At 66.7% G+C, this 13,205-nt stretch carries 11 protein-coding genes; 6 read left to right on the forward strand and 5 right to left on the reverse strand.

The genetic code is table 11. The features are described 5' to 3' along the window. Positions 1-153: 153 nt before the first annotated feature. From IE243_RS00285 to mutM, 3 genes are all read right to left on the reverse strand, one after another. Positions 154-1,008: a TSUP family transporter gene (locus IE243_RS00285; protein WP_191317361.1), complete on the reverse strand. Its 855-nt coding sequence runs from the start codon at positions 1,006-1,008 to the stop codon at positions 154-156. 225 nt (positions 1,009-1,233) lie between these two features. Beyond that, complete coding sequence (locus IE243_RS00290; RefSeq protein WP_191317362.1) at positions 1,234-2,007, reverse strand: enoyl-CoA hydratase; 774 nt, start codon at positions 2,005-2,007, stop codon at positions 1,234-1,236. A 319-nt stretch (positions 2,008-2,326) separates the two neighbouring features. Beyond that, on the reverse strand, positions 2,327-3,235 hold the full coding sequence (gene mutM / locus IE243_RS00295; protein ID WP_191317363.1) for a bifunctional DNA-formamidopyrimidine glycosylase/DNA-(apurinic or apyrimidinic site) lyase: 909 nt from the start codon (positions 3,233-3,235) through the stop codon (positions 2,327-2,329). 148 nt (positions 3,236-3,383) lie between these two features. Here mutM and ubiE point away from each other — a divergent pair, with 148 nt between their 5' ends. The 6 genes from ubiE (at position 3,384) to cysK (ending at position 9,572) form a co-directional block, all read left to right on the forward strand. Beyond that, positions 3,384-4,166: a bifunctional demethylmenaquinone methyltransferase/2-methoxy-6-polyprenyl-1,4-benzoquinol methylase UbiE gene (gene ubiE / locus IE243_RS00300; protein WP_191317364.1), complete on the forward strand. Its 783-nt coding sequence runs from the start codon at positions 3,384-3,386 to the stop codon at positions 4,164-4,166. Positions 4,167-4,170: 4 nt separating this feature from the next. Beyond that, on the forward strand, positions 4,171-5,796 hold the full coding sequence (gene ubiB / locus IE243_RS00305) for a 2-polyprenylphenol 6-hydroxylase (protein ID WP_191317365.1): 1,626 nt from the start codon (positions 4,171-4,173) through the stop codon (positions 5,794-5,796). Between the two features lie 174 nt (positions 5,797-5,970). Further along, a complete protein-coding gene (locus IE243_RS00310; protein ID WP_191317366.1) occupies positions 5,971-7,335 on the forward strand; it encodes a phosphopantothenoylcysteine decarboxylase domain-containing protein in 1,365 nt (454 codons plus the stop codon). Then, positions 7,332-7,787 carry a dUTP diphosphatase gene (gene dut / locus IE243_RS00315; RefSeq protein WP_191317367.1) on the forward strand — a complete coding sequence of 152 codons (456 nt, stop codon included), beginning with the start codon at positions 7,332-7,334 and terminating at the stop codon, positions 7,785-7,787. The genes IE243_RS00310 and dut overlap by 4 nt, the downstream gene beginning before the upstream one ends. Positions 7,788-7,937: 150 nt before the next feature. Next, the gene (locus IE243_RS00320; protein ID WP_191317368.1) at positions 7,938-8,390 is read left to right on the forward strand and encodes an RrF2 family transcriptional regulator; all 453 of its coding nucleotides are present in this window, start codon (positions 7,938-7,940) and stop codon (positions 8,388-8,390) included. A gap of 201 nt (positions 8,391-8,591) precedes the next feature. Continuing rightward, complete coding sequence (cysK, locus tag IE243_RS00325; protein ID WP_191317369.1) at positions 8,592-9,572, forward strand: cysteine synthase A; 981 nt, start codon at positions 8,592-8,594, stop codon at positions 9,570-9,572. Positions 9,573-9,708: 136 nt separating this feature from the next. On the opposite strand, the gene IE243_RS00330 is transcribed toward cysK, so the two are convergent. After that, the gene (locus tag IE243_RS00330; RefSeq protein WP_244642547.1) at positions 9,709-10,950 is read right to left on the reverse strand and encodes an ABC transporter substrate-binding protein; all 1,242 of its coding nucleotides are present in this window, start codon (positions 10,948-10,950) and stop codon (positions 9,709-9,711) included. A 294-nt stretch (positions 10,951-11,244) separates the two neighbouring features. Next, entirely contained in the window at positions 11,245-13,062 is a 1,818-nt protein-coding gene (gene typA / locus IE243_RS00335) for a translational GTPase TypA (RefSeq protein WP_191317370.1), read from the reverse strand. Positions 13,063-13,205: the final 143 nt, after the last annotated feature.

Below are 13,205 nucleotides of genomic sequence, written 5' to 3' on the forward strand. Positions count from 1 at the left end.
CCGGGGCAGGGGCAACGTCCGGAGAGTGAAAACAAAGCGGACGGCGCCGGGCCGTCCTGTTGGTGTGGCTTATAGGATCAGGCGCGCCCGGCGTCAACGCGCGGCGACTGAAAATCGGAAGATTTCCGGCGCGGACGGATTCCGGCTGAAAACTCAGTGCAGCAGTGACCGCCACGGGCCGGCAGGGTCCAGAAACAGCCGCAGCGCCATGGCGCAACAGGCAATGACCAGCAGGGGGCGGATCAGTTTCGCGCCATTGCGGATGGCCAGATGGGCGCCGATTCTGGCGCCGCTCCAGGCGCAAACGCCCATGAGCAGGCCAAGCGGCCAGGCGATCGCCTGGGTGAGGGCGAGAATCGCCAGCGCGCCGGCGTTGCTGGCGAAGTTCAGCGCCTTGGCCCGCCCGGTGGCGCGGACCACGCCAAGGCCCAGCAGGCCAACGAACGCCATCATCAGCAGCGAGCCCGTGCCAGGCCCGAACACGCCGTCATAGAAGCCGATCGCCGGCGCAACCACGCCGGCGAAAACCGCCGGCGAGATGCGATGTTCGCGATCGTCGTCGCTAGGGCGGCCGGCAAAGCCCATGTACAGGGCGATGGCCACCAGCATCGGCGGCATCAGCAGACGCAGGAAGCCCGTGGGCAGCACGCTGACCAGCAGGGCGCCCGCCACCGCGCCGGCCGCGGCCAACGCGAACATCGGGGCCGTGGCGCGCCAGTCGATGAGCCGGGCCCGGGTGAAGGCGAAGGTTGCGGAGCCGGAGCCGAAGGCCGCCTGCAATTTGTTGACCGCGAGCGCGCTGGCGGGCTGGAACCCGGCGAGCAGCAATGCTGGCAGCACCAGCAGGCCGCCGCCGCCGGCGATGGCGTCAATCAGTCCAGCGACGAAGGCGACCAGCAGGAGGGCCAGGACAAGGCCGACGTTCAGGCTGGCGCCAGGCGTCAGCGCGCCGCCCCAGTCCAGCGGCGTTGCGAGCAGGGCGTGGAGGGTGGCGGTGAAATCGGGCATGGCGCGGGCGTCTGGAGCAAGGCCTGTTCAGGCTGAAACGGACGCTTGCTCCATCTCTTTGATTTATAAGCGTTGATGAAATGGCGACGCCCCGGCGCAGGGGGCGCCGGGGCGTCGTGTTCTTAGGGCAAAACGCCGTTTTGCAGAACCGGAATTTTGCTCCCGCCCTGAACTGGCGCGCCTTCCGGCGCTCGTGCGGGCGCTCGCCTGGAGACTGCGAAAGCCTCAGGAATTGGTGAAATTCGGCGGCCGCTTGGCGACGAAGGCGGACATGCCTTCCTTCTGGTCGGCGGTGGCGAACAGCGCGTGGAACACCCGGCGCTCGAAGCGCACGCCTTCGGACAGGGTGGTCTCGAAGGCGCGGTTGACGGTTTCCTTGGCCAGCATCACCGACGGCAGCGAGAATGAGGCGATGGTTTCGGCCGCCTTGAAGGCTTCCTCAAGCAGCTTGTCCGCCGGCACGATGCGGGCGACGAGGCCGGAGCGTTCGGCTTCCTCAGCGTCCATCATGCGTCCGGTCAGGCACAGGTCCATGGCCTTGGCCTTGCCGACGGCGCGGGTGAGGCGCTGGGTGCCGCCGATGCCTGGAATGACGCCGAGCTTGATTTCTGGCTGGCCGAACCTGGCGTTGTCGGCGGCGATGATGATGTCGCAGATCATCGCCAGTTCGCAGCCGCCGCCGAGGGCGAAGCCGGCGACCGCCGCGACCATCGGCTTGCGGCGGGCGGCGATGCGGTCGCCGGTGACGAAGAAGTCCTCCAGATAGGTGGCCGGATAGGTCTTCTCCTCCATTTCCTTGATGTCGGCGCCGGCGGCGAAGGCGCGCTCGGAGCCGGTGAGCAGGATGCAGCCGATATTGGCGTCCGACTCGAAGGCGTCGAGGGCGAGGTTCAGCTCGTCCATGAGCTGGGCGTTCAGGGCGTTCAGCGCCTTGGGACGGTTCAGGGTGATGACGCCGACCTTGCCGCGGGTCTCGGCGATGATGGTTTCATAGCTCATGTGCAACTCCCTGCCCTGAAACGCCGGACGGCGGGCATCGCCCACGCGCGGCGTGTGTCGATTTGCGCCTGCCCCGTCACGGCTGACGGGCGCGCTGCAATCCTGCTCTAGCCTGGCTGGCCCGCCGGCGTCCATGGGCGCCTCGCGGTTCGGGCGCCTCGCGGTTCGGGGCGCCTCGCGGTGGCTGGCGATTCGGGATGTGCGCAAACGCCCTGGCGCATGATCCGTTGAGGCGCAGCCGGGTCCTGCTACTGCTCCAGCTTTGCGGGTTTGGGTGGATTCTGCCCGATCAGGCGGTTCCGCCTGGTTGGAAGGCGCTTCAACGCTGACAGCTCTCGCACCAGAACGTGGAGCGGCCGGACTGGACGGCGCGCGTGATGACGCCGTTGCAGCCGGGCGTGGGGCAGGGGCTGCCGGCCCGGTCGTAAACCCTGAACGCGTGCTGGAAATAGCCGAGGGCGCCGTCAGCGTGGTGAAAATCTTTCAGGGTGGAGCCGCCGGCCGCCACCGCCTCGGTCAGTACGTCGCGGATAACGCCGGCGAGGCGCCCGGCTTCGACCTCGTCGAGCGTTCCCGCCTTGCGGTATGGCGATAGGCCAGCCCGGTGCAGCGCCTCGCTGACATAGATATTGCCGAGGCCGGCGATGAGGCGCTGGTCGAGCAGCGCGGCCTTCAGCGGCGCGGCCTTGCCGGCGATCAGCTGGCGCAACAGGCCGCCGCTCAGGGCGTTGCCCAGCGGCTCAACGCCGATGTTGCGAAACAGCGGGTGGGAATCAAGCGCCGCGCGGGCGACCAGCTCCATGAAACCGAAGCGGCGGGCGTCGTTATAGACAATGGTGGCGCCGCTCCCCAGGTGCAGCAGCACGTGGTCGTGCGGCGATGGGGCGCCGGCGCCCTGCGGGGTGATGACATTATTATAATAGAAAGCGCCCGGGGAACTGACGGTTTCCTGAGCCTCCGCGGGTCCCCCGTCGGGCGCGTGAATGGTGAAACGGCCGGTCATGCCCAGATGCATGGCCAGAACCTCGCCGGACGACAGGTCGGCCAGCAGGTATTTGGCCCGGCGCCCCAGGGAGATCACGGTCTGGCCTGTCAGCCGGTTTGCGAAGCTGTCGGGAAACGGAAACCGCAGGTTGGGCCGGTTGATCTCGACCCGGGCGATGGTCGCGCCAGTGAGCACGGGGGCAAGCCCGAGACGGACGGTTTCGACTTCGGGCAATTCGGGCATGCTGGCTCCTGAAGCTCGCTCTATATATGGCCCGTCACAAGGTCGCAGCAAGGCGGACGTCAGGGAAACCACCGGCGGAAACCGCGTCGGCAGACATGGCGGCGGGGGCCAAGTTTCGCTATGTTGCCGGCTGCGAAAGGATGACTCCATGACAGCCCCGACACATGACGCGACCGGCGGCGAGGCGAAGGCGCGGACGCACTTCGGCTTCTCCACCGTGGATCTCGACAGCAAGCAGGGTCTTGTCGACGACGTGTTCCACAAGGTGGCGAAGCGTTACGACGTCATGAACGACCTGATGTCGGGTGGGCTGCACCGGGCATGGAAAGCCGACATGGTGGCGGCGCTCAATCCCTCGCCGGCCCGGGCGCTGAAGGTGCTGGACGTGGCCGGCGGCACCGGCGACGTGGCCTTTCGCACCCTGAAGGCCGGCGGCGAGAGCACCGAAGTCACCGTGCTGGACATCAATCGCGAGATGCTGGCGGTGGGTCGCGACCGGGCCGGCGACCGTTTCGGCGACCGCATCGAATTCGTTCAGGGCAACGCGGAGGCGTTGCCATTCCCGGACAATTCCTTCGACGCCTACACGATCGCCTTTGGCATCCGCAACGTGCCCCGCCTGGAGCAGGCGCTGGCGGAGGCGTATCGCGTGCTGCGGCGCGGCGGGCGCTTTCTGTGCCTGGAATTCTCCAATGTGGACATGCCGGGGCTGGACAAAATCTATGACGCCTATTCGTTCCACCTGATCCCGGCCATGGGCAAGCTGGTGACCGGCGACGGCGAACCTTACCGTTATCTGGTGGAATCCATTCGCAATTTCCCCAACGCCGCCCTGTTTTCAGCGCTGATCATGGACGCCGGTTTCGCCCGGGTGAAGGCGCGCCCCATGACCGGCGGCGTCGTGGCCCTCCATTCAGGATGGAAGCTCTGAGACCGTGTTCAGCACCCTGATTTATGGCGTCCGGCTTGCCGGGGTGGGCTTCGTGTTCGCGCGCGAGGGCGCGCTGGCGCTGGTTGACCCGACGGTTCTGCCGCCCGCCGGCCGTTTCGGCCTGCGCCTGGCGCGACTGGTTGAGCGGCGCGGCGCTGATGAAAGCCACGGCGAAGGGCGGCTGGCGGCGGCGCTGACCCGGCTCGGGCCGAACTGGGTCAAGCTTGGCCAGTTCATGGCGACGCGGCCGGACGTGGTCGGCGTGCGCATCGCCCGCGAGCTGGAGCGCCTGCAGGACCGGATGCCGCCGTTCCCGACCGCCGAGGCGCGGGCTATCGTCGCCCAGTCGCTCGGCCGGCCGTTCGGCGAGATGTTTGCGGAGTTCAGCGAGCCCGTCGGCGCGGCGTCGATCGCCCAGGTGCACATGGCGCGCCTCGCGCCCGACGCACGGCGGCAGGCCGGCGAAGCCGGGGATAATGCGCCTGGCGAAATGCCCGAGACGGCGCTGGTGGCGGTGAAGGTGCTGCGCCCGGGCGTGCGCGGCCGTTTCCAGCGCGATCTGGGCGCCATGCGTTTCGCCGCGCGCACGGCGGAAAAATTCGTGCCGGCGGCGCGGCGGTTGCGCCCGGTGGAAGTGGTGGAGACGCTGTCGCGGTCGGTCGCCATCGAGATGGATCTGCGCCTGGAGGCGGCGGCCCTGTCGGAAATGGCCGCCAACACCGTCGCAGACACGGGCTTCCGCACGCCGCGCGTGGAATGGTCGTTCACCGAGCGCGACGTGATGACCAGCGAATGGATCGATGGGGTCAAGCTCACCGATCTGGCCGCCGTAGACGCCGCGGGCTTTGACCGCAAGGCGGTGGCGGCGAACATCATCCAGTCGTTCCTGCGCCACGCGCTGCGCGACGGGTTCTTCCACGCCGACATGCACCCGGGCAATCTGTTCATCGACCCCCAGGGGCAACTGGTGGCGGTGGATTTCGGCATCATGGGCCGGCTGGGGCACAAGGAGCGCCGCTTCCTGGCGGAGATCCTCTACGGCTTCATCTCGCGGGACTATCGACGGGTCGCGGAAGTCCACTTTGAAGCCGGCTATGTTCCCGCCTCGCACAGCGTCGATGACTTCGCCCAGGCCATCCGCGCCATCGGCGAGCCGATCCATAACCGTCGCGCCGACGAGATTTCCATGGGCCGGCTGCTCACCCTGCTGTTTGAGGTGACGGGCCTGTTCGAAATGCAGACCCGGCCAGAGCTGGTCATGCTGCAAAAGACCATGGTGGTGGTGGAGGGCGTGGCCCGCAGCCTCGATCCGCATCTCGACATGTGGAAGACCGCCGACCCGGTGGTGCGGGCGTGGATCACGCGCAATCTGGGGCCGGCGGGCCGCGTCGAGGAAATCGGCCGCGGCGCCTCGGCGTTGATCTCGCGTCTTGGCAGCCTGCCGGAGACGCTGGAACGCGGTGAGCGCGTGCTGGCCCGACTGGAGAACGCCACCACCGGCACGGGCTTCGCCATCAACGCCGACAGCGCTGACCGCATCGGCCGCGCCGAAGGGCGGGGCATGCGCATGGCGACGCTGGCGCTGTGGGTGATCGCCGTGCTGCTGGCCGTGCTGGTCTGGCGCATGTGAGCCAGGCTTCGGCCGCCGGGCGCGCGCCTGGCCCCAATGCCCGCCGCAAGTGCTGCGGCAAGTCTTGAGGCGCATCTTGCCATTGGCGCGTGCTTGCGGCAGGCAATGGCGATAATGCCTGGGGCGCGCGCCCGCGCGGTCCCCGTCTGCGGAATAACTGCGAGGGAGACGTCCATGCTGTCAGGTCGCCGGGTCCTTCTGATCATTGGCGGCGGCGTCGCCGCCTACAAGGCGCTGGATCTGATCCGGCGGCTCAAGGAGCGGGGCGCCGTGGTGCGCTGCGTGATGACCGAAGGGGCGCAGCAGTTCGTGACGCCGCTGTCGGCGGCGGCGCTGTCGCAGGAGAAGGTGTTCACCAACCTGTTCTCCCTCACCGACGAGGCGGATATCGGCCACATCAGCCTGTCGCGCGAGGCGGATCTGATTGTCGTGGCGCCCGCGACCGCCGACCTGATGGCCAAGGCGGCCAACGGTCTGGCCAACGACCTGGCCACCAACATTCTGCTCGCCACCGACAAGCCGGTTCTGATGGCGCCGGCAATGAACCCGCGCATGTGGGCCCATCCGGCCACGCGCCGCAACGCGACGACGCTGGCGGAGGACGGGGTGCTGTTCGTCGGCCCCAATTCCGGAACCATGGCCGAGCGTGGCGAATCCGGCTTGGGGCGCATGGCGGAGCCGCTGGAGATCGTCGCCGCGGTGGAATCGGCCCTGGCGGGACCAGGCGCCGGACCGGCGGCGCGGGTGGGATATCAGGACGTCATCTATCAGGGGCAGGGGGGCGGCGTCGCGCCGGCGGCCGGCTTCAGCCGGTTGCAGCCGCAGGGGCCGCTCACCGGCCTGCGCCTGCTGGTTACCTCAGGCCCCACCCATGAGCCGATCGATCCGGTGCGCTACATCGCCAACCGCTCATCCGGCCGTCAGGGGCACGCCATCGCCCTGGCCGCAGCCCAGGCCGGCGCCCACGTCACTCTGGTCAGCGGCCCGGTGAACCTGCCGGATCCGCCTGGCGTGCATGTGGTGCATGTGGAGAGCGCCCGCGAGATGCTGGCGGCGGTTGAAGTCGCCCTGCCGGCTGACGCGGCGGTGTTCACCGCCGCTGTTGCCGACTGGCGCGTCGCCGGCGCGGCTGAGGAGAAGATCAAGAAGCAGGGCGGAGGCGGCGCGCCGTCGCTCAACCTGGTCGAAAACCCCGACATCCTGGCGACGGTGGCGAAGATGACCGCCGGCCGGCCGCATCTGGTGGTGGGCTTCGCCGCCGAAACCGAAAAGGTGCTGGCCCATGCCGAGGCCAAGCTGGCGCGCAAGGGCTGCGACTGGATTGTCGCCAATGACGTCTCGCCGGAAAGCGGCGTGATGGGCGGCGATCGCAACACCGTGCACCTGGTGACGTCGGAAGGCATCGAGGACTGGCCGACCATGGGCAAGGACGAGGTGGCGCGCCGCCTGGTCGCCCGCATGGCCGACGCGCTCGCCAGAAGCAACGTCAGGGACGGGGAAAAAGGCGCGGCCACGGGTCGTTCTGGCGCGGCGTCATGAGCAGCGCGCCTGAGATATTGTTGCGCCGGCTGCCGCATGCCGCCGACCTGCCGGCGCCGGCCTACGCCACGGCGGGCGCCGCCGGCTTCGACCTGCGCGCCGCCGTCGATGGCGAGATCGCGCTGGCGCCGGGGGCGCGGGTTTTGGCGCCGACCGGCTTCTGTTTCGCCGTGCCCGCTGGCTGGGAAATCCAGGTCCGGCCCCGGTCGGGACTGGCGGCCAAACATGGCGTGACGCTGCTCAATACGCCGGGCACCATCGACAGCGACTATCGTGGCGAAGTTTTTGTCTGCCTGGTCAATCTGGGGCAGGAGCCATTCATCGTCCGCCGCGGCGATCGCATCGCCCAGGCGGTGGCGGCTCCGGCGCCGCAACTTGCGCTGCGGGAGGTCGCCGCCCTGGACGACACCATGCGCGGCTCCGGTGGTTTCGGCTCGACCGGGGTGGCCTGAATCCGGGCGTTGCGGCATGCGATGGACGTGCGTAATTTACACTTTATGGAGTGAAAAGCTTTTGTTGCACGACGGAGGCTGTTAAAAACTGTCTCCATCGGAATGAAAGCGCGGCCCGCCACAAGGGCGCGCGGGTAGGGGGACCGGGCCATGATGCTGTTGTCGCGACGGAGCGTGCTTGCCATTGCAGCGGTAGTCGACGTCGCGCTTCACGCCCGCCCGTTGCCGGTGGCCGCCAAGCTGCTGGCGGCGCGGCACCGGCTGCCGCCGCGTCATCTGGAAACCGTCTTGCAGACCCTGGTGCGCGCCGGCGTCCTCAAGGGCGTGCGCGGCCCGCGCGGCGGCTACGAGCTGGCGCGGGAGCGGCGGCGCATCAGCGCCGGGCAGATCGTGCGCGCCGTCATGGCGGCGCAGGAGGACGACGGGCTGCCGCCGCTGCCGGAATCGAAACTGGTTGAGCAGGTGATCGAGCCGTCTGTGAAGGAGGCTGGCGAGGCGTTTCTCGCCCGGCTCGATTCCGTCACCATCGAGGATCTGTGCCGCGACGCTGAAATGAAGAGCGTGTTCGGCGACGTGGCGGTTCCAATGGATTTCACAATCTGATTTGTAGAAAATTTATTTGCACATTTTACTGCAGGTTATAACCTCGCTGCAGGCCATGCGCCGCGGCGCGGCGTTGCTGGCCGGTCAGGGGCCGGCAGGGACGTCCGGCGTGGCCGGCAAAACGGTGTCTTTCAACGAGTCGCATTTTCTTCATGCGAAGCGATGTCGTCTTCGCCCGGAAATGCCACAGGGGAGCAGGTCATGGCGGATAACTCGTCCAGCAACGCAGGCGGCAAGAAGCCCGGCCGCGGTCGCATTTACGATTCCATCACCGCCACCATTGGCGATACGCCGCTGGTGCGCCTGTCGCGCCTGGCGGCTGAAAAAGGCGTCAAGGCCAACCTCCTGGCCAAGCTCGAGTTCTTCAACCCGATCTCCAGCGTCAAGGACCGTATCGGCGTCAGCATGATCGACGCCCTGGAGGCGGAGGGACGCATCGCGCCCGGCGCGACGCTGATCGAGCCGACCTCGGGCAACACCGGCATTGCTCTGGCTTTCGTGGCGGCGGCGCGCGGTTATCGCCTGATCCTGGTGATGCCTGAGACCATGTCGATCGAGCGCCGCAAGATGCTGCAGCTGCTCGGCGCCCAGCTCGAACTGACGCCTGGCGCCCAGGGGATGCGCGGCGCCATCGCCCGCGCCCAGGAGTTGCATGCGCAGATCCCCGGCTCGATCATCCCGCAACAGTTCGCCAACCCCGCCAATCCGGCGATCCACCGCGCCACCACCGCGGAGGAGATCTGGAACGACACCAACGGCGAGGTGGACTATGTGGTGTCCGGCGTCGGCACCGGCGGCACCATCACCGGCGTGGGCCAGGTGCTGAAGCAGCGCCGCCCTGGCGTGAAAATGGTGGCCGTGGAGCCGGAGGACAGCCCGGTGTTGTCCGGCGGCCAGCCCGGCCCGCACAAGATCCAGGGCATCGGCGCCGGTTTCGTGCCGGAAGTGCTGGACCGCAGCCTCATTGATGAGGTGATCACGGTCGGCAACCAGACCGCTTTCGACACCGCCCGCCAGCTTGCCCGCGTCGAGGGCATTCCTGTCGGCATCTCCTCCGGCGCCGCCGTGGCGGCCGCGCTGGAGCTGGGCGCCCGCCCGGAGGCCGCCGGCAAGAACATCGTCATCATTATCCCGTCCTTCGCCGAGCGTTACCTGTCGACGCCGCTGTTCGAAGGGCTGTGAGGTCTGGCCGGCCCATTGGGGCCGGCTCGCGCATGCAGGCGGCGCCACGCCGCCGCGCGGGCAACAGGGGCCGGGACAACAAAAGGCGCGCCGTCATTGACGGCGCGCCTTGCGCGTTGCTGGCTCCGGAGCGACGTCAGTGAGCCGGCTTGTAGTCGTCGGTCACGATTGGTCCAAACAGCACCCAGCGCTTGCCGTCGAAGCGCATCATCTGGAACTGCTTGTTGATCTTGTAGTCGTCCGTGGTCTCGACGCTCATGCCCGGCAACGCAAGGTCCGGCGTGAAGTTCTTGATATTTGTGGCCTGTTTCATGAGGTTGGCGCGGGTGAGGTCATCGCCGGCCTGCTTCAGGATCTGCTCCAGGAACTGGGCGGTGGAGTAGCCATAGGTGGCGATGCCGCTGTCGCGATCCTCATTGGGGGCGTATTTGGCCATGAACTCCTTGTAGCGCTTCATGCCCGGATCGTTGGCCCACTGCGGATCCAGCGGATCCTTGCCGTAGTTGACCGAGATGATGTCCTTCGAGTTCTCCAGCCCGGCCGGCACCAGCGTCTGGCTCACCGGGGTGGCGTTGATGTCGAGGATGTGCACCGGCTTCCAGCCCATCTCGGCGGCCTTCTTGATGGCCTGGGCGCCGAAACGCGGGGTCGACATGTTGTAGAACAGGTCGGCGCCAGAGGCCTTCAGCTTGACCATCTGGGCGTCGATCGTCGGGTCGCTCAGCTCGTAGGACGCTTCGGCGACGATCATGGATTTCGCCTTGTCGCCCAAGGCGTCCTTCAGGCCCTTCACATAGTCTTTCCCAAGGTCGTCGTTCTGGTAGAGGATGCCAATCTTGGCGTTGGGGTGGTTCTTCAGGATGTACTTGGCGTAGATGTGGGCTTCCGACTGGTAGTTGGGATTGTAGGCCAGCGTCCACGGGAAGTTCTTCGGGTCGGTGAACCTCGTCGCGCCGGTCGACGCCAGCAGTTGCGGCACCTTCTTGTCGTTCAGATACTTCTGCACGGCGGCGTTCGACGGGGTGCCGATGATCTGGAAGGTGCTCAGAACGCCATCGCTCTCCACCAGCTTGCGCACCTGCTCCACCGCCTTGGGCGGGTTGTAGGCGTCATCGTACTGGATGAAGTTGATCTTGCGGCCGTTGATCCCGCCCTTCTCGTTCAGCATGCGGATGTAGGCGGCCTGGACGCGGCCAATGCCGCCATAAGCAGAGGCGGGACCGCTCAGCGGCGTGGTCTGCCCGATCTTGATTTCGGTGTCCGAGGCGCCCTGGTCGTATTTCTTCTCCGCCAGGGCGGGCGTAGCCAGAAGGGCTGGCGTGGCGAGCGTCGCGGCGAGCGCGAACGCGGCCCATGCCGGCATCCTTGATCTGCTCATGCGTCTTCCTCCAGAAGATGGCGCGTCCGTTGTCGCACCTGCGCTCACCACGTTAGTTTGACCTCACGCACAAGTGTACTCGCCTTCTGGCGAATGCCGGGAGGAAAAATTATCCAATCAAGTCAATAGGTTTACATAAAATCCGGGGCGCCCGGGCAGCATTCTGGCGAGTCCCCTGGGCAAATTCCAGGAACCCCCCCGGGGGCAAGACAGCGGCGGCGCTCATGGCGCAAAAATGAAAACGCCCGGCGCGGGGCCGGGCGTTTCCTGTTGCAGCTGCGTTGCTGGAGGGCCTCAGCCTTCCTTGGCGTTCTTCATGCGCTTGCGCTCGTTCGGGTCGAGGTAACGCTTGCGCAGGCGGATGGACTTCGGCGTCACTTCCATCAGTTCGTCGTCCTGGATCCAGGCCAGCGAACGCTCCAGCGTCATGCGGATCGGCGGCGTCAGCTTGACGGCCTCGTCCTTCGACGTGGTGCGGATGTTGGTGAGCTTCTTGCCCTTGAGAACATTGACCTCAAGATCGTTGTCGCGGTTGTGGATGCCCACGAGCATGCCCTGGTAGACCTTGACGCCGGCGTCGATGATCATCGGGCCGCGATCTTCCAGGTTCCAGAGGGCGTAAGCCACCGACTCGCCCTGCTCGTTGGCGATCAGCACGCCGTTGTTGCGGCCGGCCAGTTCGCCCTTGTAGGGCTCGTAGCCGTGGAACAGGCGGTTCATGATCGCCGTGCCGCGCGTGTCGGTCAGCAGTTCTGACTGGTAGCCGATGAGGCCGCGGGTCGGGGCGTGGAACACCAGACGCAGGCGGTTGCCGCCCGACGGCTTCATCTCGATCATGTCGGCCTTGCGCTCCGACATCTTCTGCACGACGGTGCCGGAATATTCCTCATCGACGTCGATGACGACCTCTTCCATCGGCTCCAGCGTGTTGCCGTCGTCGTCCTGCTTGAACACCACGCGCGGACGCGACACGGCCAGCTCGAAGCCCTCGCGACGCATGGTCTCGATCAGGATCGACAGCTGCAGTTCGCCGCGGCCCGAGACGAAGAAGCTGTCCTTGTCGGCGGATTCCTCGATCTTCAGCGTCACATTGCCCTCGGCCTCCTTGTACAGGCGGTCGCGGATCATGCGGCTGGTGACCTTGTCGCCTTCGGTGCCAGCCAGCGGGCTGTCGTTCACCAGGAACGACATGGTCACGGTCGGCGGATCAATCGGCTGGGCCTGGATGGCTTCCGTCACCGACGGGTCGCAGAAGGTGTCAGCCACCGAGCCCTTGACCAGGCCGGCGATGGAGACAATGTCGCCGGCCTCGCCAGCTTCAATCGGCTGGCGTTCGATGCCGCGGAAGGCCAGGATCTTCGACACGCGGCCATTCTCAACCAGATTGCCGTGACGGTCGATGACCTTGATGGTCTGGTTTGGCTTCACCGTGCCGGAGGCGATGCGTCCGGTGATGATGCGGCCGAGGAACGGGTTGGCTTCGAGCAGGGTGCCGAGCATGCGGAACGCGCCAGGCTCAACCTTCGCTTCAGGCACGTGCTTGAGCACCAGGTCGAACAGCGGCGCCAGCCCCTGGTCGCTCGGACCCTCAGGCGTCTCGGCCATCCAGCCGTCGCGGCCGGAGCCGTAAAGGATCGGGAAGTCGAGCTGCTCGTCGGTGGCGTCGAGCGCCGCGAACAGGTCGAACACTTCGTTGATGACCTCGTTGGCGCGGCCATCGGGACGGTCGATCTTGTTGATGGCGACGATGGGCTTCAGGCCGATCTTCAGGGCCTTGCCGACCACGAATTTGGTCTGCGGCATCGGGCCTTCAGCCGAGTCGACCAGCACGATCACGCCGTCGACCATCGACAGGATGCGCTCCACCTCGCCGCCGAAGTCGGCGTGGCCGGGGGTGTCGACGATGTTGATGCGGGTGTCCTTCCAGACGACCGACGTCGCCTTGGCCAGGATGGTGATGCCGCGTTCTTTCTCGATGTCGCCGGAATCCATGACGCGTTCGGCGACGCGCTGGTTCTCACGGAACGAGCCGGACTGCTGCAGCATCTTGTCGACCAGCGTGGTCTTGCCATGGTCGACGTGCGCGATAATCGCGATATTGCGAAGTGACATATATGGGCGCCTGACTGTGTTTCAGCGCAATCTCGGCTGGGAGCGAACGGACAACGCCTGTTCGACTGGCCGATTCATTCAGGCTGAACGCGACCATGCAACGGCAACCGCCGGGTCCCCGGTGGGACCTGCGCCAATTTTGC

Origin of the sequence: Camelimonas fluminis, from assembly GCF_014656355.1 — a bacterium.
GTDB lineage: Bacteria > Pseudomonadota > Alphaproteobacteria > Rhizobiales > Beijerinckiaceae > Camelimonas > Camelimonas fluminis.